The 20280-nt window shown below is 68.5% G+C and carries 19 protein-coding genes and 1 pseudogene; 15 read left to right on the top strand and 5 right to left on the bottom strand.

Going from position 1 to position 20280, the window contains the following annotated elements; translation table 11 throughout:
- Positions 1-15 precede the first annotated feature (15 nt).
- The 4 genes from QK291_RS01895 (at position 16) to QK291_RS01880 (ending at position 5125) form a co-directional block, all read left to right on the top strand.
- Positions 16-1605, top strand: a complete 1590-nt coding sequence (locus tag QK291_RS01895) for a PH domain-containing protein (RefSeq protein WP_282378570.1) — start codon at positions 16-18, stop codon at positions 1603-1605.
- Positions 1598-2506, top strand: coding sequence for a DUF2520 domain-containing protein (locus QK291_RS01890; protein WP_282378568.1), 909 nt, complete (start codon positions 1598-1600; stop codon positions 2504-2506). The genes QK291_RS01895 and QK291_RS01890 overlap by 8 nt, the downstream gene beginning before the upstream one ends.
- Positions 2507-2521: 15 nt before the next feature.
- Complete coding sequence (gene panC / locus QK291_RS01885) at positions 2522-3421, top strand: pantoate--beta-alanine ligase (RefSeq protein WP_282378566.1); 900 nt, start codon at positions 2522-2524, stop codon at positions 3419-3421.
- Positions 3422-3628: 207 nt separating this feature from the next.
- The gene (locus QK291_RS01880; RefSeq protein WP_282378564.1) at positions 3629-5125 is read left to right on the top strand and encodes a DHA2 family efflux MFS transporter permease subunit; all 1497 of its coding nucleotides are present in this window, start codon (positions 3629-3631) and stop codon (positions 5123-5125) included.
- 65 nt (positions 5126-5190) lie between these two features.
- On the opposite strand, the gene QK291_RS01875 is transcribed toward QK291_RS01880, so the two are convergent.
- Positions 5191-6024: an alpha/beta hydrolase gene (locus QK291_RS01875; RefSeq protein WP_282378563.1), complete on the bottom strand. Its 834-nt coding sequence runs from the start codon at positions 6022-6024 to the stop codon at positions 5191-5193.
- 85 nt (positions 6025-6109) lie between these two features.
- A complete protein-coding gene (locus QK291_RS01870; protein WP_282378562.1) occupies positions 6110-6736 on the bottom strand; it encodes a thymidine kinase in 627 nt (208 codons plus the stop codon).
- A 126-nt stretch (positions 6737-6862) separates the two neighbouring features.
- Here QK291_RS01870 and lysS point away from each other — a divergent pair, with 126 nt between their 5' ends.
- The 10 genes and pseudogenes from lysS (at position 6863) to dhaM (ending at position 18137) form a co-directional block, all read left to right on the top strand.
- Positions 6863-8395 (top strand): lysine--tRNA ligase, encoded by a 1533-nt coding sequence (gene lysS, locus QK291_RS01865; protein ID WP_282378560.1) that lies wholly within the window; start codon positions 6863-6865, stop codon positions 8393-8395.
- Positions 8396-8397: 2 nt separating this feature from the next.
- Positions 8398-8586: a hypothetical protein gene (locus QK291_RS01860; RefSeq protein WP_282378557.1), complete on the top strand. Its 189-nt coding sequence runs from the start codon at positions 8398-8400 to the stop codon at positions 8584-8586.
- Positions 8587-8722: 136 nt separating this feature from the next.
- A complete protein-coding gene (locus QK291_RS01855) occupies positions 8723-9049 on the top strand; it encodes an Lsr2 family protein (RefSeq protein ID WP_282378555.1) in 327 nt (108 codons plus the stop codon).
- A 258-nt stretch (positions 9050-9307) separates the two neighbouring features.
- Positions 9308-9778: pseudogene (locus QK291_RS01850) on the top strand (dihydrofolate reductase family protein); the annotation flags it as partial.
- Between the two features lie 189 nt (positions 9779-9967).
- Positions 9968-12460: an ATP-dependent Clp protease ATP-binding subunit gene (locus tag QK291_RS01845; protein WP_282378554.1), complete on the top strand. Its 2493-nt coding sequence runs from the start codon at positions 9968-9970 to the stop codon at positions 12458-12460.
- A 140-nt stretch (positions 12461-12600) separates the two neighbouring features.
- Positions 12601-14733: a prolyl oligopeptidase family serine peptidase gene (locus tag QK291_RS01840; RefSeq protein ID WP_282378552.1), complete on the top strand. Its 2133-nt coding sequence runs from the start codon at positions 12601-12603 to the stop codon at positions 14731-14733.
- 81 nt (positions 14734-14814) lie between these two features.
- Positions 14815-15324 carry an amino-acid N-acetyltransferase gene (locus QK291_RS01835; RefSeq protein ID WP_282378550.1) on the top strand — a complete coding sequence of 170 codons (510 nt, stop codon included), beginning with the start codon at positions 14815-14817 and terminating at the stop codon, positions 15322-15324.
- Between the two features lie 511 nt (positions 15325-15835).
- Positions 15836-16837, top strand: coding sequence for a dihydroxyacetone kinase subunit DhaK (gene dhaK / locus QK291_RS01830; RefSeq protein WP_282378548.1), 1002 nt, complete (start codon positions 15836-15838; stop codon positions 16835-16837).
- A 2-nt stretch (positions 16838-16839) separates the two neighbouring features.
- A complete protein-coding gene (dhaL, locus tag QK291_RS01825; protein ID WP_282378547.1) occupies positions 16840-17466 on the top strand; it encodes a dihydroxyacetone kinase subunit DhaL in 627 nt (208 codons plus the stop codon).
- Positions 17463-18137: a dihydroxyacetone kinase phosphoryl donor subunit DhaM gene (gene dhaM, locus QK291_RS01820; RefSeq protein ID WP_282378545.1), complete on the top strand. Its 675-nt coding sequence runs from the start codon at positions 17463-17465 to the stop codon at positions 18135-18137. Before dhaL ends, dhaM begins: the two co-directional genes overlap by 4 nt.
- Positions 18138-18147: 10 nt before the next feature.
- On the opposite strand, the gene QK291_RS01815 is transcribed toward dhaM, so the two are convergent.
- Positions 18148-18375, bottom strand: coding sequence for a hypothetical protein (locus QK291_RS01815; RefSeq protein ID WP_282378543.1), 228 nt, complete (start codon positions 18373-18375; stop codon positions 18148-18150).
- Positions 18376-18516: 141 nt separating this feature from the next.
- Here QK291_RS01815 and QK291_RS01810 point away from each other — a divergent pair, with 141 nt between their 5' ends.
- Positions 18517-18687 carry a hypothetical protein gene (locus QK291_RS01810; protein ID WP_282378541.1) on the top strand — a complete coding sequence of 57 codons (171 nt, stop codon included), beginning with the start codon at positions 18517-18519 and terminating at the stop codon, positions 18685-18687.
- A 114-nt stretch (positions 18688-18801) separates the two neighbouring features.
- Here QK291_RS01810 and QK291_RS01805 read toward each other — a convergent pair whose 3' ends face one another.
- Together QK291_RS01805 and QK291_RS01800 are read right to left on the bottom strand one after the other, a co-directional pair.
- Positions 18802-19296 (bottom strand): hypothetical protein, encoded by a 495-nt coding sequence (locus QK291_RS01805; RefSeq protein WP_282378539.1) that lies wholly within the window; start codon positions 19294-19296, stop codon positions 18802-18804.
- A 68-nt stretch (positions 19297-19364) separates the two neighbouring features.
- Positions 19365-20201 (bottom strand): A/G-specific adenine glycosylase, encoded by an 837-nt coding sequence (locus QK291_RS01800; protein ID WP_348994546.1) that lies wholly within the window; start codon positions 20199-20201, stop codon positions 19365-19367.
- Between the last annotated feature and the right edge of the window lie 79 nt (positions 20202-20280).

Raw genomic sequence — 20280 nt, 5'->3', positions numbered from 1 at the left:
CGTCAGGGGAACCCAGTGAGGCCGGACACGGCCCCGGAGGCGTCCGCCGGCGCCGAGGCGGGGACCCCCGACGGCGCGTGGCTGCGCGTGCACCCGGCCTCGCCGTTCGTGCGCGGCTGGGTGGCGCTGGCCGCCATTGTTTTCTTCTTCTTCCGGGACACCTTCGAGCGGATGCTCCAGGGCGGCCCGCTCGTCGATGAGCAGCTCGCAGGCCGGGCACCGTGGCTGCTGCTCGGCGGCGGCGTGCTGCTGCTCCTCACCGTTCTGGGCTACGTCCTGAGCTGGTACTTCACCCGCTACCAGGTGGCGCAAGGCTACGTCCGGATCAACACCGGCTTCCTCTTCAAACAGCAGCGGCAGGCCCGGCTGGACCGGGTCCAGGCGATCGACATCGTCCAGCCGCTGCTCGCCCGGCTCTTCGGGCTGGCCGAGCTCAAGTTCGAGGTCGCCGACGCCGGGGAGTCCGCGGTCCGGCTCGCCTACCTCCGCATGGACGAGGCGCGGCAGCTCCGGGCCACGATCCTCGCCCGCGCCGCCGGAGTGGTGCCGGACCCCGCGCAGCCCGGGGCCGTCGCGGCGGAGGCGCCCGAACACGCCGTGCTCACCGTCCCGCCCGGGCGCCTCATCGGGTCCCTGCTGCTGAGCGAGCAGAGCGTGGTCGTCGTCGTCGGCGGGCTGGTCTCCGTGGCCCTCTCCGCGGTCACCGAGAACCGGAGCTTCTATTTGTTCCTGATCCCGGCCGTGCTGGGCATGGTGGCTGCCTACTGGAACGCCATCAACAGGGGCTACAACTTCACCGCCGCCATCTCCCCGGACGGCATCCGTCTGCGCTACGGGCTGCTGGACACCCAGGCGCAGACCCTGCCGCCGGGGCGAATCCAGGCCCTGCGGGTCAGCCAGCCGCCGCTGTGGCGGCTCCTGGGCTGGTACCGGATCCAGGTCAACGTGGCCGGCTACGGCGCCGCAGGAAGCAACGGCGAGGCCTCATCCCGGACCACGCTCCTGCCGGTGGGGACCTTCCCCGACGTGCTCACCATGCTCTCCCTGGTCCTGCCCGACCCGGGAACCCCGGACCCGGTGCGGATCTTCACCGCCGGCGTCAACGGCATGGCCCCCGCCGTGTCCGTTGAAGGACCGGCGGGGCCGGCGGGCGTTCCTGTCGAGGCGGCGGGTTCCGGGATGGACGACGGCGGCTTCGTCACCACCCCGCGGCGCGGCCGGCTGCTGGCCCCGCTGGGCTGGCGGCGCAACGGCTTCACCGCCACGGCCACGGCCCTGCTGATCCGCTCGGGCCGCTGGTGGCGGCACCTCGTGGTGGTCCCGCACCAGCGCACCCAGTCCCTGGCGCTGGAGCAGGGCCCCCTGGCCCGGCGCTTCCGGGTGGCGGACCTGGTGCTGCACACCACCGCCGGGCCGGTGTCCCCGCGGCTGATCCAGGCCGGCCTCGACGAGGGCCGGGCGCTGCTGGATGCACAGGCGGCCCGGGCCCGGGCCGCGCGCAAACGCCAGACCAGCGAGCACTGGCTGGACCAGGTCCGCCCGCTCGTGGCCGGAGCTTCCCACATCGAAGAACCCAACAGTCAGGAAGACCGGCAGCATGGCTAAACCAGGACGACTCGGCATCGGAATCATCGGCGCCGGCAAGGTCGGCGCCGTCCTGGGGGCGGCGCTTCGCGGCGCGGAACACGCCATCGTCGGCGTCTCCGCGGTCTCGAACGCCAGCCGCGAACGCGCGGAGACCCTGCTTCCGGGTGTCCCGGTGCTGGACGTGCAGGACATCGTCGAGCGCGCCGAACTCGTGCTCCTGGCCGTCCCCGACGACGCGCTCGGCCCGCTCATCGAGGGCCTGGCGAAGCTCGGCGCCTGGCAGCCGGGGCAGATCGTCGCCCACACCTCCGGACGCTTCGGCGTCGGGATCCTGCATCCGGTCCGGGCCGCCGGCGCCATCCCGCTGGCGCTGCACCCCGCGATGACCTTCACCGGGATGAGCCTGGACCTGACCCGGCTGCTGGACTGCACCTTCGGCGTCACGGCGGATGCCGCGATGCTGCCCATTGCCCAGGCCCTCGTCGTGGAGATGGGCGCGGAGCCCGTCGCGATCGCCGAGGCCGACCGCACCCTCTACCACGCGGCCCTCGCGCACGGCTCCAACCACCTCGTCACCCTGGTGGCGCAGGCCTCGCAGCTGCTCCGGGAGGTCGGCGTCGAGGCCCCCGAACGCATGCTGGGACCGCTGCTGCGGGCGACCCTGGAGAACGCGCTCGCCTCGGGCGAATCGGCCCTCACCGGGCCGGTGGCCCGCGGCGACGTGGGCACCGTTGCCGCGCACGCCGAGGCCCTGCGGGAGCACGACGGCGGCGCGGACGGCGATATTCTGGAGGCGTACCTGGCCATGGCCCGGGCGACCGCCCGCCGGGCAGGACGCCGGGGACTGCTGAAGCCCGCGCGACTCGGCGACATCACGCAGGCGCTCGAGGGCCCGGACCTCGACGGCCCGCTAACCTAAGGAAGGTCCCCCAACTTGGCGATCCAACTCGTAACCACGGCTGCCCGGCTCCGGACCGAAAGTGCCCGCCTGCTCCAGGAGAAGGGCGGCACCTCGCAGGGCCTGGTGCCCACCATGGGCGCCCTGCACGAGGGGCACGCCGAACTGGCGCGCACCGCCGTCGAACAGAACGATGTGGTGGTGGTGAGCATCTTCGTGAACCCGCTGCAGTTTGGCGAAGCCGTGGACCTGGAACGCTACCCCCGGACCCTCGCGGCGGACCTGGCGCTGCTGGACGCGGTGGGCGTGGACCTGGTGTTCGCCCCGGACGTGGACGAGGTCTACCCCGGCGGGGCACCCCGCGTCCGGATCAGCGCGGGCCCGGTGGCCGAGAAGTGGGAGGGCGCGTCCCGGCCCGGGCACTTCGACGGCGCCCTGACCGTGGTGGCCAAGCTGCTGCACTACGGGACGCCCGGTGCGGCGGCGGGCCCGGAACTGCCGGCCTACCGGGCGTACTTCGGACAGAAGGATGCCCAGCAGCTGGCCCTGGTCCAGCGCATGGTGGCGGACCTGAACTTCCCGGTGGAGATCGTCCCCGTGCCGATCGTGCGCTCCGCTGACGGCCTCGCGCTGTCCAGCCGCAACCGCTTCCTCTCCGCCGAGGAACGCGAGGCGGCGCTGGTACTCTCGCGGGCGCTGCGACTGGTCGAGGAACGGGCCAACGCCCACCAGCCCCTGGACCTTGAGTCCGCGCGGGCCCTCGTGGAGTCCCAGCCGCTCGTGCACCTGGACTACTTCGAGGTGGTGGATCCGCGCACCCTGGACCCGCTGGCCGAGAACTGCCGGGACACCCCGTTCCGCGGCGAGGGCCTGGCGATCATCGCGGCCACGGTCGGCCCGGTCCGGCTGATCGACAACATCCCGCTGGACTCCTGACGCAGCCCCCGCCACCATAAATCCAACGCGGGGTCAGGTACGGCCCATGCCGACGCCGTCGACGGACCGTACCTGACCCCGCGTTGGCTTTCAGGCCGCAGGAATATATCTCCCGCGCCGGGAATTAGCGCGTCGCGTTGCCGGTTGGCGCTTGATGTAGCGACGACGCTCGCCGACCCCACTTCGAAACTCCCTGAGGGAACCCCTATGTCTACAGACGTCTCTTCAAAGCCTGCCGGCGATCCCGCGCAGGCCCAGGCCGCCGCGGAGGCCGCCGCACCGCCGGTAAAGATGTCCCGGGAGTCGGTTACCGTCATCGCCACCCTGCTGGTGGCCACCTTCGTGGTGATCCTGAACGAAACCATTATGAACGTCGCGCTGCAGCGCCTGATGGTGGATCTCGGCGTTACTGCCCCCACGGTGCAGTGGCTGTCGACCGGATTTATGCTCACGATGGCCATCGTGATTCCCACGACCGGCTTCATCCTGCAGCGGCTGTCCACGCGCGCTGTTTTTATGCTGGCCATGGGCCTGTTCTCCGGCGGCACGTTGCTCGCGGCGCTGGCTCCCGGATTTGAAATCCTCCTGCTCGCCCGGATTGTCCAGGCCGCGGGCACGGCCATCATGCTGCCCCTGTTGATGACCACCATCCTCACCCTGGTCCCCGTGTCACGCCGCGGCTTCGTGATGGGCAACGTGAGCATCGCCATCTCGGTGGCGCCGGCCATGGGCCCCACGGTGTCCGGACTGATCCTTGAGCACTTCTCCTGGCGCTTCATGTTCGTCTTTGTCCTGCCGATCGCGCTGGCCGCGTTCGCCATCGGGGCCCGGTTCCTGACCAACATCGGCGAAAAGGAAAAGACCCGGCTGGACGTCCTGTCCGTGCTGCTGACCGTTCCCGCGTTCGGCGGGATCGTCTACGGCCTGAGCCAGATCGGCGGCGGCGCGTCCGGCCCCGGCTCGCCCGCCGTCATTGCGCTGGCCGTGGGCGCCGTTGCCATGGTGGCGTTTGTTCACCGCCAGCTGCGGCTGCAGACGTCCGAGGCGCCCCTGCTGGACCTGCGGGCGTTCACCTTCCGGATGTTCACGGTGTCCGTGCTGCTGCTCGTCGTGGCCATGATCGCCCTGTTCGGCTCCGTGATCCTCCTGCCTCTGTACCTGCAGGAGGTCCGCGGTCTGACGTCGCTGGAAACCGGGCTGACCCTGCTGCCGGGAGGCCTCGCGATGGGCCTGCTGGGCCCGTTCATCGGGCGGCTCTTCGACAGGGTCGGCCCGCTGCCGCTGACGGTCACCGGCTCGTCCCTGCTCGTGCTGGCCCTGTTCCAGTTCTCCCTGCTCGACGCCGGCACCCCGGTCGGGTGGATCATCGCGATGCACGTGGGCCTCAGCCTGGGGCTGGCCCTGATCTTCACGCCGGCGTTCACCACGGGGCTGAACCCGCTGCCGCCGCACCTGTACTCCCACGGCTCGGCCATCATGAGCACCCTGCAGCAGGTGGCCGGTGCGGCCGGAACGGCGCTGCTCGTCTCGATCTACGCTGTGGTGTCCGCCGGCGCGGGAATCGTCGCGGGAATGCACGCGGCGTTCCTGACGGCCTCGGTCATCGCCGTCGCCGCCGTCGTCCTGTCGACGCTGATGCGCAAGACCGCCGCGGCGGACCACCCCGCCCCCGCTAACCCGCCAAAACCAACGCGGGGTCACTAAGCGCCCACCCCGAGGCCCCGGATGGGCGGAAGGTGACCCCGCGTTGGTGTGGTGCGGCCGAGTTGTTAGCTGGCGAAGAATTCACTGAGGGCGGAGATGAGCTTGTCCGGCGCCTTGTTGACGCCGTCGTGGCCCATGCCCGGCAGAATTGTGTAGCTGGAGCCGGAGAGCACCTCGTGGATCTGGGCGCACGCCACCCCGAAGTACGCCGGGCTCTTCTCGCCGACAATGATCAGTGTCTCCAGCGGCAGCTCCAGGAACGGCTCGGCCGGCATGTCGGCGGCGATGATGGCCTTGATCTCCCGGACCCCGGTCTTCATCAGCTCGCGCATCTGCTTGCCGAGCGGGGTGCCGGCGGCCAGTTTGTTTGCCAGCGTCAGCATCGACAGCGGCATCCGGGACAGGGCACTGCCGGTCTCGAGGCCCCGGAGCAGGACGGCGAGGGCGCGGTCGTCGTCCCCGGCCGCCGTCGCCTTCTCGTATTCGGTGGTCCAGTCCGCGGTGACGCTGTGGTTCACGGAGACGGCCGGGTCGTACACGGCGAGGCGCTCCACCGGCAGGGTGCGGGCCGCGTGCAGCGCCACCGCGCCGCCAAAGCTGTGCCCGAACACGTCCGTGCTGGCGGTGTGCTTCATCACCGCGGCGAGGTCCTTGATGTCCACGTTGAGGGTGTAGTCCTCCGGCTGCGGGGAGGACGAGCCGCGGCCGCGCCGGTTGAAGGTGTGCACCGGGCGCCCGAGGGACGCGCTGAGCTTCTGGGCGAGGCGGGTGTAGTCGGCGGCGGTCACCATGGAGGCCGCAACGACGACGACGCCTGAGCCCGCCGAGGCCAGCTCGGCACCCGTGCTGAAAAGCTCGATCGTTCCGCCGTCGGGGGTTCTGATGTTCTCGCGGTTCATGGTCAGAGCCTAGCCGAGGCTGCAGCTACGGCGCAGTAGGGTTCCGGGCGCTGGGGTTCGTGGGGCGCCGGGGCCGGCCATGAGCCTAGCCGCCCAGCCGCCCGCCGGAGACCTCGAGGTAGCAGGAGCCGCACAGCGACTCGTACCAGACGTCCTGGCCGTCGATCGCGACCTGGTCGCCGTCGAAGACCACCTGGTCTCCGGACCGGCGGGTGTTGAAGATGGCTTTGCGGCCGCAGCGGCAGATGGTTTTGAGTTCCTCGAGGGTGTGCCCGATTTCCAGCAGCCGCAGCGATCCCGGGAACGCCCGGGTGCGGAAGTCCGTGCGGATGCCGTAGGCCAGGACGGGAACGTTGTCCAGGACGGCGATCCGGAAAAGGTCGTCCACCTGGGCCGGTTCGAGGAACTGCGCCTCGTCCACCAGCAGGCAGGCCACCGGCTGGGTGTCCACGTGCTCCAGCAGGGCATCCGGGTCATCCCCGTGGGCCTGGGCGGTGAACAGCTCGCGGGCGGACGCCCCGGCCGGGATCAGGAAGTCCACCGACCGGGTCATGCCCAGGCGCGACACGACGTCAGCGTCGCCCTTGGTGTCGACATCCGGTTTGGCCAGCAGGACCCGCTGGCCGCGCTCCTCATAGTTGAAGGCGGCCTGCAGCAGACCCGTTGATTTGCCGGAGTTCATCGCGCCGTAGCGGAAGTAGAGCTTGGCCAAGGGGGTCCTTTCGAAAGGGTCGCCCACCGATTGTAAAGGTGCGGCGCCCGGCGGCCCAGCTATTCCGCAACCGCCCCTGGCTCGGCGGGACCGGCAGGGGGAGAATCCCCGGTAAACTTGGGGATTGTGACTTCCCAAAACACCTCCGCCCCGAATACCGCCGCCGATTCCCATGAAGCCAGCGAGCAGACGCGCATCCGCATGGAGAAGCGCGCCAAGCTGATCGAGCGCGGCGTCGAGGCGTATCCGGTCGGTGTTGAGCGTACCCATTCACTGGGTGAGATCCGGGAGAAGTACGCGCACCTCCAGGCCGACGAAACCACCGGCGACGTCGTCGGGGTGACCGGGCGCATCGTCTTCATCCGCAACACCGGCAAGCTCTGCTTCGCCACGCTCCAGGAGGGCGGCGCGGACGGCAAGGCCGTCCGGCTGCAGGTCATGCTGAGCCTGGCTAACATCGGCGAGGAAGCGCTCGCGGACTGGAAGGCCCTCGTGGACCTGGGTGATCATGTGTTCATCAAGGGCGAGGTCATCTCCTCGCGGCGCGGTGAGCTCTCCGTCATGGCCGGGTCCTGGTCGATGGCGTCCAAGGCGCTGCGCCCGCTGCCGGTGCTGCACGCCGAGCTCAACGAGGAGACCCGGGTCCGCCAGCGCTACGTGGACCTCATTGTCCGCGACGAAGCCCGCGAAATGGTCTACACCCGGGCCGCGATCACCCGCTCCATCCGCGAGACCCTGCACCGCCAGGGCTACGTCGAGGTGGAGACCCCGATGCTGCAACTGGTCCACGGCGGCGCCACGGCCCGTCCGTTCGAGACCCACATGAACGCGTTCGACCAGAGGATGACGCTGCGGATCGCCACCGAGCTGTACCTCAAGCGCACCGTTGTCGGCGGGATCGACCGGGTCTACGACATGGGCCGCGTCTTCCGCAATGAGGGCGTCGACTCCACCCACAGCCCGGAATTCACCACCCTGGAAAGCTACGAGGCCTGGGCCGACCAGTTCGTCATGGCGGACCGGATCAAGGAACTCATCCTCGACGCCGCCGACGCCGCCGGAGTGGGCCGCGTGCTGCAGACCGAGGCCGGGGAGATCAACCTCGGCGGCGACTGGGCCTGGATGGCGGTCTATCCGGGGCTCTCCGAAACCGTGGGCCAGGAAATCACCCCGGAGACCCCGGCGTCGGAACTGCTGGCGCTCGCCGCCAGGCATGAGGTCAAGGTCGACGCCAACTGGGATGCCGAAAAGCTCGTGGTGGAACTCTTCGGCGAACTCGTCGAACCCACGCTGCTGAACCCGACGTTCGTCTACGACTACCCGCCCTCCGCCCAGCCGCTGGCCCGCCAGCACCGCGAGGACGACCGGCTGATCGAAGCTTGGGACCTCATCATCGGCGGCATGGAGCGCGGCACGGCGTTCTCCGAGCTCATTGACCCGGTAATCCAGCGCGAACGGCTCACCGAACAGTCCCGCCGCTCCGCCGCCGGCGACGTGGAGGCCATGCAGCTGGACGAGGACTTCCTGCGGGCGCTGGAGTACGGCGCCCCGCCCATGGGCGGCATCGGACTGGGCATCGACCGGCTAGTTATGCTCTTCACCGGTGCAGGCATTCGCGAGACCATATTGTTCCCCCTGCTGAAGCCCGAAGGACACTGACCATGGAGTACATCGCCGTGTTGCTTCCCTCCGTGGTCGTCGGACTGATTTTCTGGTTCGCCATGAAATCGATTTTCAATGCGGACAAATCCGAACGCCAAGCCGAAGCGCGGGCCCAGGCGGAAGCTGACGAAAAAGCCCAGCCGCCCAATACGCTCCGCAGCGACGGCCATTCCAACGGCATCAACTAATAGCAGGCTATTCGACCTTGGGTTTTCCTTAGGAAACTCTTTTTCACTTTGACTCGTTGCCATAAAGCGGAGGATACTTTAAGCAGATAGATCCTGCTTTTCCTAAATACTCATCCTTTTTGGAAAGAGAGTCTTAATGGCACAGAAAGTAAAAATCATCCTTGTTGATGACCTGGACGGCGGATCCGCGGACGAGACTGTCCGGTTCGGCCTCGACGGCGTCAGTTACGAAATCGACCTGTCTTCGGAAAATGCGGGAGAACTGCGCTCTGCAGTTGAGCGGTTCGTAGCCCACGCACGCAAGACCTCAAGCGGCCGCGCAACACGCACCAAAATTTCATCCGGGCGGAACCAGGACTCGGCCCAGATCCGGCAATGGGCCCGTGATAACGGCTATGCGGTAAACAGCCGCGGGCGCATCCAGGCTGAAATTCAGGAAGCCTACCAAAAGGCGAATTCCTAGCCGTCAAGGCAAAACCCCGCGTCGTGGACACGGCGCGCGGCGCAATAACGGTGACTTTGCCCCCGCTCGGGTCGGGGGCTTTGTCGTAGGCGGGCCCCGGTGCCGCACATGCCCGCAGCCGGAGCACCAATAGCGACGGATCGTGACCACGCCCCGACCACCACCGCCGACACCAAACGCCAGCTACTCAAGAGTCGCTAAAATGACGTACCCCAAAACAAGGGAGAGTCCCGTGGGCAAGGTGGTCATGTACAGCTCGGCGAGCTTAAGGTGTCGCAGGCGTCCTACGACTACACCCGGCCGTACTGGGACCAGATCGGAGCGACAATCGTCGGCCGCCACGTTTTCGACATGACGGACGGCTGGGACGGGAAGCCTCCGAGCGGGGTCGACCATGTGGTCGTTGTGACGCGCCGGCCGAAGCCCGAGGGCTGGGACCCCGAGGCGCCGTTTCACTTCGTCGAGGGCGTCGAGGGCGTCGAGGCAGGCGTGGCCAAGGCGCAGGAGCTCGCGGGTGACCGCATCGTCGAGGTCGCCGCTGGCGACGTCGGTGGCCAGGTGCTTGCCGCGGGCCTGATCGACGAGGTGCGGATGGACGTCTTACCGGTCGTGTTCGGGTCCGGCAAGCGCTACTTCGGGTCGGTCCACGCACAGCACCTGTTGGCGGATCCCGACGCGGTGATTCAGGCCAACCGGGTGCTTCACTTGCGCTGTCGGGTGCGCCGTTGACCGATCTGAGCGGGTACGCGAGGGATTCCACAGCGAACGGTGACACAAGATCGGCGCTCCGGCGGTCCCGCGTCTGCGCCCCGATGCGACGCGGCGGAGCCTTCCCGGTTTCCCCTGTGGCGAACAAGCCCCAAATCTTGAACCCGGCCACGTAGCATCAAAGTACGTCGTAGCTAGGAGTGTGGCGAAATGTTTGAGCGATTTACGGACCGTGCCCGTCGCGTGGTTGTGCTTGCCCAAGAAGAGGCACGCATGCTGAACCACAATTACATTGGTACCGAACACATCCTCTTGGGTCTGATCCATGAAGGTGAAGGTGTTGCTGCCAAAGCCCTTGAGTCCTTGAGCATTTCGCTCGACGGCGTCCGCGAGCAGGTACAGGAGATCATCGGCCAGGGCCAGCAGGCCCCGTCCGGACACATCCCCTTCACCCCCCGCGCCAAGAAGGTCTTGGAACTCTCGCTCCGCGAGGCCCTGCAGCTGGGACACAACTACATCGGCACAGAGCACATCCTGCTCGGCCTCATCCGCGAGGGTGAAGGTGTAGCCGCCCAGGTGCTGGTCAAGCTCGGAGCGGACCTTAACCGCGTCCGCCAGCAGGTCATCCAGCTGCTGTCGGGCTACCAGGGCAAGGAATCCACCGGAGCCGGTGTTGGCCCGGGCCAAGCCGAAGGCACCCCCGCCGGTTCCGTCGTCCTGGACCAGTTCGGCCGCAACCTGACCCAGGCTGCGCGCGAGAACAAGCTGGACCCCGTCATCGGGCGCGAATCCGAAATGGAACGCGTCATGCAGGTCCTGTCGCGCCGCACCAAGAACAATCCCGTGCTGATCGGTGAGCCCGGCGTGGGCAAGACCGCCGTCGTCGAAGGCCTCGCCCAGGCGATTGTCCGCGGTGACGTTCCGGAGACCATCAAGGACAAGCAGCTGTACACGCTGGACCTCGGGTCCCTCGTGGCCGGCTCCCGCTACCGCGGTGACTTCGAAGAGCGCCTAAAGAAGGTCCTCAAGGAAATCCGCACCCGCGGCGACATCATCCTTTTCATCGATGAGATCCACACCCTGGTGGGCGCCGGTGCCGCCGAGGGGGCCATCGATGCGGCCTCGATCCTGAAGCCCATGCTGGCCCGCGGCGAGCTCCAGACCATTGGCGCCACCACGCTGGACGAGTACCGCAAGCACATCGAGAAGGACGCCGCGCTGGAACGCCGTTTCCAGCCGATCCAGGTCAAGGAGCCCTCGGTCGCTCACGCGATCGAGATCCTCAAGGGCCTTCGCGACCGGTACGAGGCGCACCACCGCGTCACCATCACCGACGGCGCCCTCGCCTCGGCGGCGAGCCTCTCCGAGCGCTACATCTCAGACCGCTTCCTGCCGGACAAGGCGATCGACCTGATCGATGAGGCCGGTGCTCGGCTGCGCATCCGCCGGATGACGGCCCCTCCGGAGCTCAAGATCATGGACGAGAAGATCGCCGCCATGAAGCTGGAGAAGGAATCCGCGATAGACGCGCAGGACTTCGAAGGTGCCGCCTCGCTGCGCGACAAGGAGCAGAAGCTCATTGCCGAGCGTGCCGAGAAGGAACGCCAGTGGAAGACCGGCGGCATGGACGACATCTCCGAGGTTGATGAGGACCTGATCGCTGAAGTTCTGGCGAACTCCACCGGCATCCCGGTCTTCAAGCTGACCGAGGAAGAGTCCTCGCGACTGCTGAAGATGGAAGACGAGCTGCACAAGCGCGTGGTCGGCCAGAACGAGGCGATCAAGTCCCTGTCCCAGGCGATCCGCCGCACCCGTGCAGGCCTGAAGGACCCGAAGCGTCCGGGCGGTTCGTTCATCTTCGCCGGCCCCACCGGCGTCGGCAAGACCGAGCTCGCCAAGGCCCTGGCCGAATTCCTCTTCGGCGAGGAAGACGCCCTGATCACCCTGGACATGTCCGAGTACTCGGAGAAGCACACGGTGTCACGTCTCTTCGGTGCCCCTCCGGGCTACGTGGGCTACGAGGAGGGCGGACAGCTGACCGAAAAGGTCCGCCGTCGTCCGTTCTCCGTGGTCCTGTTCGACGAAGTGGAGAAGGCACACGCCGATCTCTTCAACTCGCTGCTGCAGATCCTGGAAGACGGCCGACTGACCGACTCCCAGGGCCGCGTGGTGGACTTCAAGAACACCGTGATCATCATGACCACCAACCTCGGCACCCGGGACATCTCCAAGAGCGTTGCCACCGGCTTCCAGTCCGGCACGGATACGCAGACCGGCTACAACCGGATGCGCGCCCGCGTCACAGAGGAGCTCAAGCAGCACTTCCGTCCCGAGTTCCTGAACCGTGTTGATGACGTTGTGGTCTTCCCGCAGCTGACCCAGGACGAGATCATCGAGATCGTGGACATGTTCGTCGGCCGGCTGGAGAAGCGCCTCAAGGACAAGGACATGGGCATCGAGCTCACGCCCGCGGCCAAGATCCTGCTCGCAACCCGCGGCTACGACCCCGCCATGGGTGCACGGCCGCTGCGCCGGACCATCCAGCGCGAGATCGAGGACCAGCTCTCCGAGAAGATCCTCTTCGGCGAAATCCACGCGGGCGACATTGTTGTAGTGGATGTGGACGGCGAAGGCGACGACGCCAAGTTCACCTTCGCAGGCAACACGAAGCCGCGCATCCCGGAGATCGCTCCGAGCGTCTAGGCATCGGCTCAAAGGCCCCGACTTCCCGAAAACGGAAGGCGGGGCCTTTTGCGTCGGCGCCCCCGGTGCGGTCTGAAAGCAATGTTTCACTGTAGGTGAAATTGGTGTGATCCGGCCCACTGGGGGTGTTGAATCGGTGCATGGCTTCCCCCGATGCAGAGACCCTGGGCGAAAAACCCGAGACCCCGTTCCACGACCTGGACCACTACCTCGCGCTTCCGAGGGTGGCGGGCCTGGCGTTGAGCCCGGACGGCAGGCGGCTCGTCACCACCGTGGCGACGCTGAACGCCAAGGGCACCGAATATGGCACTGCCCTGTGGGAACTGGACCCGGCCGGGCAGAAGCAGGCCCGCCGGATCACCCGCAGCGCCAAGGGCGAGACCGGTGCCGTGTTTGCCGCCAGCGGCGAGCTGTACTTCAGTTCCGCGCGCCCGGACCCGGAAACCCCCGACGCGGACCCGGTCAAAGCCCTGTGGGTGCTGCCCGCGGACGGCGGCGAGGCCCGCGTCGTGCTCACCCGGGCCGGTGGAGTCAGCGCGCTCCTGGCCGCGAAGGACACGGGCGCCCTTTTCGTCAGCGCAGCGGTGCTGTCAGGGTCCACGGATGAGGACGACGACGAGGAACGCCGCACCGCGCGCAAGGACAACAAGGTTGCCGCCATCCTGCACAGCGGCTATCCGGTGCGCTACTGGGACGCCGATCTGGGACCCGTTCAGCCGAGGCTCTTCGCCGTCGAGCCCGGCGAGGAAAGTGCGCCGGGCAGGCCCACTACCGTCGATGCCGCGCCGCCGCTGACGCTCCGGAACCTGTCGCCCGACGCCGGTGCCGGCCTTCGCGATGCAGAGTCAGTCGTCAGTCCGGACGGCAAGACCATTTACAGCAGCTTCTCAAAGCCGCTTGCGCGCGCGAATTCACGGTCCGTCCTCGTCGCCATTGACGTCGCCCGCGGCACCCGGACCGTCCTTCTGGACACCGAGGGGATGAGTTACTTCCCCGGCCCGGTGAGCCCGGACAACCGCACCCTGGTGGTGCTTAGCGAAAGCGACACCACGCCCGAGTCGGCCCCGCAGGTCAGGCTGCACCTGCTCGACGTCTCCAGCCCTGCGTCCGCGGCGGATTCGGCAGCCGCCGCACTGACGCCGCTGGCGCACGGTTGGGACCGCTGGCCGAGCCCGGCGGCATGGCTTCCGGACGGATCGGCCCTGCTCGTCACCGCAGATGAGGACGGGGCCTCGCCGGTCTTCCGGATCAGCGTCAGCGGGGACGCCGCCGGCGGCCCGGTAACCCGCCTGACCGCCGACACCGCCGCCTACACCGACGTCGTGGTCGCACCGGACGGGAGCTCTGCCTATGCGCTGCGCAGCTCCTACGAGTTCCCGCCGGAAGCGGTGCGCATCGACCTCGCCGGCGGGGACACCGTCCGGCTCCCTGCCCCCGCTGAACGCCCGCAGTACCAGGGCTCGCTGGAGCGGGTGGAGACGACGGCGGCCGACGGCACCCGCGTTCCGGCGTACTTGGCGCTCCCTGACGGCGCGTCGGCCGGCAGCCCGGCGCCGCTGCTGCTCTGGATCCATGGCGGTCCGCTCGGTTCCTGGAATGCCTGGACGTGGCGCTGGAACCCCTGGCTGCTCGTGGCGCGGGGCTACGCCGTGCTGCTGCCGGACCCGGCCCTCTCCACCGGGTACGGCCGGCACCACATCCAGCGCGGCTGGGGTGCATGGGGCAAGGCCCCGTTCACCGACCTGATGGCGATCACCGACACCGTGGTACAGCGGCCGGACATCGACGAGACCCGCACCGCTGCCATGGGCGGTTCCTTCGGCGGCTACATGGCCAACTGGGTGGCCGGCCACACGGACCGGTTCAAAGCGATCGTCACCCACGCCAGCCTCTGGGCTCTGGACCAGTTCGGCCCCACCACGGACGACGCGCAGTACTGGCTCAGGGAGATGACCGCCCAGATGGCGCTGGAGAACTCCCCGCACCTGCACGTGGAGGACATCAGCACCCCCATGCTCGTCATCCACGGCGACAAGGACTACCGGGTGCCGATCGGCGAGGGCCTGCGCCTCTGGTACGAGCTCCTCTCCAGGTCCCAGCTCGCCGCCGACGAGAACGGCGAGACCGAGCACCGGTTCCTCTACTTCCCGGACGAGAACCATTGGATCCTGCAGCCGCAGCATGCCAAGGTCTGGTACGGCGTGGTCGAGCACTTCCTCGCCAGGAACCTGCTGGACAAGGATCTGCCGGTGCCCGCTGAACTGGGCCTGTAGGCGCTGCCGTCCGGACCGGAGTCCGGTGCGTCCGGGGACGCTTATCAAGACCAAGGTAAGTGGTCCCCGTAAGATTGGGCTGTGACTGAGACAATCCGCATCCGCCCCGCCCGCACGAGCGATGTCGGGGCGATCAAGACGCTTGTGGGGCCTCTGGCCGAGCAGCGGATCCTCATGGCCAAGGAAACCGTGGCCTACTACGAGAGCCTGCAGGAGTTCCGGATTGCCGAGTCGCCGGACGGCGAGGTGATCGGCTGCGGGGCGCTGCACGTTATGTGGGAGGACCTCGCCGAGGTGCGCACCCTCACGGCCTCGGATGCCTGGCGGGGGAAGGGTGTGGGCCACCTGCTGGTTGAGCGCCTGCTGGAGGACGCCAAGGCGCTGGGGGTCTCCCGAGTGTTCTGCCTGACCTTCGAGGTGGACTTCTTCAAAACGCACGGCTTCGAGGTCATGGCCGACCAGACCGCCGTCGACCCTGTCGTGTATTCGGAGCTGTTGCGCTCGCACGATGAGGGCGTTGCCGAGTTCCTCGACCTCGCCCGGGTGAAGCCCAATACGCTCGGCAATACCCGGATGATCAAAACCCTGTAGAACAGCGCCCGGACGGGCCGCAGGCCGGGTCTTCCCATCCATAAATTTGGTGGATAAACTGATCCCGGTTCAAGGAGTCGGACCACCCGACTTCCGGAGGCAAGAAATTGCACGAGCGCGTCTCTTTTCCAGATTTCTCCGCATTCCAAATGACCATCGCCGGCGGGGCCGAGGTGCGGCCCGCCGCCGATGCCGGCGCCCGGGAGGACTCTGCCGAGGAGCCGGCGCCGGGTCGTCGCCCGGACCTTGAGTCCGGCCGAGGGCCGGCGCCCGGAACTGATCGGCGGCGGCTGAACGCGCCGCCGTTCTCCTGGCTTGGCAGCGACGCCTGGCCGAGCTTACCGCTGGGGGCGGATAAACCCAGGTGAGGCACCCGCGGATCCGGGGAAGGCGGCCGTCCGGCAGCACCCCGGTTCCGCCACAGATGTTGTGAATCCGGAGCCTACCGCTGGCAGGGGCCCCGGTAGTAGGGTCTAACCAAGCAGCCAGGACACCATCCAGGGAGCACGCCATGAAGAAGCTCATCAATGATCCCCGCGCCGTGGTTGACGAGTCAGTGGAGGGCTTCGGGCTTGCCCATGCCGACCTCGTGACCGTCTTTGCGGACCCCAAGTACATCGTGCGCAAAGACGCGCCGGTGGCAGGAAAAGTCGGGCTGGTTTCCGGCGGCGGCAGCGGGCACGAGCCCCTGCATGGCGGCTACGTCGGCCTGGGAATGCTCGACGCCGCAGTCCCGGGCGCCGTTTTCACCTCGCCAACACCCGACCAGATCCTTCCGGCGACACTCGCCGTCAACTCAGGTGCCGGCGTCGTGCACATCGTGAAGAACTACACGGGCGACGTCCTCAACTTTGAGACCGCCGGAGAGCTTGCCCAGGCCGAAGGCGTCGAGGTCCGCACCGTGCTGGTCAACGACGACGTGGCGGTGCAGGACTCGCTGTACACCGCCGGACGGCGCGGCGTCGGCGGCACCGTGCTGGTGGAAAAAATCGCCGGTGCCGCCGCCGAGCGCGGGGATAACCTCGACGCCGTCGCAGCCATCGGCGACCGGGTCAACCAAAACGTGCGCAGCATGGGCGTGGCACTGACCGCCTGCACCGTCCCGCACGCGGGGGCGCCCAGCTTTGTACTGGAGGAAAATGAAATCGAGATCGGCATCGGCATTCACGGCGAGCCCGGCCGGCACCGCATTCCGATGGAAAACGCCGACGGCATCACCGACCGCCTCCTCGAACCGGTCGTCAGCGACCTTGGTCTGGCGTCCGGGGACAAAGTGCTCCTGTTCGTCAACGGCATGGGCGGCACCCCGCAGAGCGAGCTCTACATTGTCTACCGCCGCGCCGCGCAGCAGCTGGCCGCGCAGGGCGTTACCGTGGCTCGGTCACTGGTGGGCAACTACATCACCTCCCTCGAAATGCAGGGCTGTTCCATTACCGTCCTGCGCCTCGACGATGAGATGACAGCCCTCTGGGATGCACCTGTCCACACCCCGGCTCTCCGCTGGGGCGTCTGACCGTGGGGCTGGACGTCAACTGGGCGCTGCGGTGGCTGACCCTCTCGGCCCAGGCCATGGCGGAGCACCGGAAAGAACTCATCGAGCTGGACCGGCCGATCGGCGATTCGGACCACGGCGAGAATATGGACCGTGGCTTCAAAGCGGTGATGGTGAAGATTGCCGAGGCGCCGCCGGAAACGGCCGGGGCCGCCCTGAAATTGACCGCCATGACCCTGATGTCCAAGGTCGGGGGGGCCGCCGGCCCGCTTTACGGCACGGCTTTCCTCCGGGCAGGCACGGCGCTCGGTGAGGCGTCCGACATCGACGCCGCGACCCTCGCTTCGGCGTTCCAGGCCGCCAGGGACGGGATCGTGGCCCGCGGGAAGGCGGAATCGGGCGACAAGACGATGGTTGATGCCTGGACGCCCGCCGTTGACGCGGCTACTGCCGCGGCCGGGGACAGCGATGTGCTCAAGGTCCTGGTGGCCGCCGCGGAAGCGGCAGAGGCCGGGGCCGTTTCCACCGACCCGATGCTCGCCCGCAAGGGACGCGCCAGCTATCTGGGGGAGCGCAGCATCGGCCACCGGGACCCGGGCGCCGTCTCCAGCGCGCTAATCCTGCGCGCCGCCGTCGGGGCAGTTGAATGACGGTCAAGCTTGTTGTCGTCTCCCACAGCGAGAAGATCGCCGACGGCGCCGTCGAGCTTGCCGCCCAGATGGCACCCGACGTCCTGATCCTTCCGGCCGGCGGCACCGACGACGGCCGGATCGGCACCAGCCTCGAGCGCGTCATGGCGGCGCTGGAGCAGGCCGGGGATGTCAACAGCGACGGCATCGTCGTCCTGACGGATCTGGGCTCGGCCGTGATGACGGCGGAGTCCGCGGTGGAATTCCTGGCGGACCCCTCCTCAGTGCTGCTGGCCGATGCGCCCCTTATCGAAGGTCTTGTCGCGGCCGCCGTGGCCGCGCAGGCCGGGGCGGATGCCGCGGGAGTGAAGGAAGCCGCCGAAGCCGTCTACCGGCCCCCGGCTGCGGCGCAGCACGTCCACGAGCACCGGCCCCCGGAGGCGACAGGGGACTTCGAACTTATCAACCAGGCCGGCATGCACGCCCGTCCGGCCGCGAAAATCGCCGGGGGGCTGTCCGGCATGGATGCCGAGGTCAGCGTGAACGGCGCCGACGGCGCATCGATGACGGAGCTTATGATGCTCGGGGCGGTGCGGGGAACGGTCCTGCACATCGAAGCCAGCGGCCCGGACGCGGACAAAGCCGTGGACTATCTGCGCGGACTGATCACGGCGGGCTTCGGCGAACCCTAGCGGTCTTGGCTCAGACCGCACCGGCCGCGGTCTGGTCCGGGATTGCCGTGGCGTGCCGGTGGCCGCTCCAGGCGATCCAACCGCCGGCGACTGCCATCAGCAGGGCCCCGGCGGCCTGGGTGGGCAGGCTGCTCCCCGTCGTCACCTGCCCCAGGACGGCGCCGAAGAGGAAGAACACGACGGCGCCGGCCGCCCAGAGTGCCCCGGCCCAGCGCGGCAGAACATGGGAACGCCACACCGCGACCCCAGCAGGATGTTGCCGAGGACGGCGAGCAGGAGGCCCAACAGGAACGCCCCCGTCATGGACGCCGGGAACTCCAGCCGCATCACCTCCTCTTTACTGGCCAGGTAGGCCTTTCCGACGGCGGGAATGGCGAAGGTGGAGATCGCCGCAGGCACGAGCAGCAGTGCCGTGCCGGCGGCGGCGGTGACCATGGCCGCCAGCGCCAGGCCTCCCGCCCGGCTGCTCGCCGGGCGGCAGCCCAGGGCGAAGACACCGACGATGGCCAGGACCGTGCCCGGGGTGCTGCCGAACAGGTGGCTGAACTGATAGGAGCCGGAGCTGACAAACGCGCCCAGGCAACCGGATCCTTCTCCTGGTCCGGCTGCGGCTCCAGCGGTTGATGTTTGGTGCGTTCACGGTGTCCACTTTTCTCCACACGGGTTAGACGGCACGGAGGCCGTCTGCATCCAGTAGCACTCCGGCTGAGATGAACCTGCCGCACGGCTCGCCGTACGGGTACGCCACCCGGGGCGTGAACGTCAGGGTCCGGACGGGCAGGGGGAGGCCGCCGGCGCCGGTGCCGCCCGCTGTCACCTCGATGGGGGAGTCCGTGAGCGGATCCAGCATGAGCATCCCGGTAAGGGTGCCGTCGGGCGTGGCGCTAGCGGAACAGGGACGGTCGCTGCCGTCCGGTCCCGGTCCGCAGCCCTGGTCCACGGTGGTGCTGCCCGGGAACAGCTCCAGGTCAGCCTCCGTGCAGCGCCCGTCCTGGCAGGCCTTGAGGCGGATTGTCTTCACGGAGGCGGCGTACTCCCGGGCCACCGTCAGCGCAACGACGGGTGCCTGGGCGATGGCCGGGCACGCCGTTTGGGGCTGGCACCCGGCGGCCAGCAGGGCGATGCAAGCCAGGCCCACGAGTGCTGCGAACGCGCGCATGCTTCAGGGTAGTTCCGGCAGCCCGGCCGAGCTAGGGTCCGGCGTCCTGGGGCGGCGGCCCGGTGCGATCAGGCGGGCAGCAGGAAACCTGCGGGATGCAGCTCGGCCAGCCCGTCGCTCAGCAGCCCGGCCAGCGCGCGTTCCAGCTGTTCCGGGCCGCAGCCGAGACGGTGCAGGGCGGCCAGCGGAATTCCGATCCCGGCCGGTTCAAACCCAAGATCCGCCGGCGCCCGGTGGAACAGCTCCGCGGCCACCGGCGAATCGGCCACACGGAGGACAGCCATCACCGCCCCCCGCACCTGACGGTCCGTTCCATGCCACGACTGCCCCTTGGGCGTGTAGGTCGGCGGGGGCTCGCCGGCCGCAAGCCAGGCGCAGGAACCGCTGACCGGGCATTCCCCGCACTTCGGCGACCGCGCCGTGCACACGAGCGCGCCCAGTTCCATGACCGAGGCGTTCCAGCGGACGGAGGGGCCGGCGTCGTCGGGCAGTGCCTGCGCGGCAAGCCGCGTCTCCGCTGCGGTGAGCGCGGGCGAGGGCAGGGCCGCGCCGGAAAACAGGCGCGCGTGCACGCGGCGGATGTTGGTGTCCACCACGGTTTCGCGGCGCCCGAAGGCGAAGGCGGCGACGGCCGCCGCGGTGTAGCTGCCCACCCCTGGCAGCTCGAGGAGTTCCGGATACGTGTCGGGGACGTTTCCGCCGTGGCCGGCGCCGATGGCGACGGCGGCCGCGTGTAGCCGCAGGGCCCGCCGCGGATAGCCCAGCCGTCCCCAGGCCCGCACCGCTTCGCCGGCGGGCTCCCGGGCCAGATCGGCAGGGGCGGGCCAGCGCCGGAGCCATTGCTCCCAGACCGGCAGCACGCGCACCACCGGCGTCTGCTGCAGCATGATCTCGCTGACCAGCACGCCCCATGGTGAGCATTCCGTCGCCCGCCAGGGCAGGTCCCGGGCGTGGGCTCCGAACCAGGTGTCGAGGGCCTCATGG

This window comes from Arthrobacter sp. AL12, assembly GCF_029960645.1.
Taxonomy (GTDB): Bacteria; Actinomycetota; Actinomycetes; order Actinomycetales; family Micrococcaceae; genus Arthrobacter.
The sequence above is the reverse complement of the archived record's forward strand: the minus strand, read 5'-3'. Positions and strand labels throughout refer to the sequence as shown.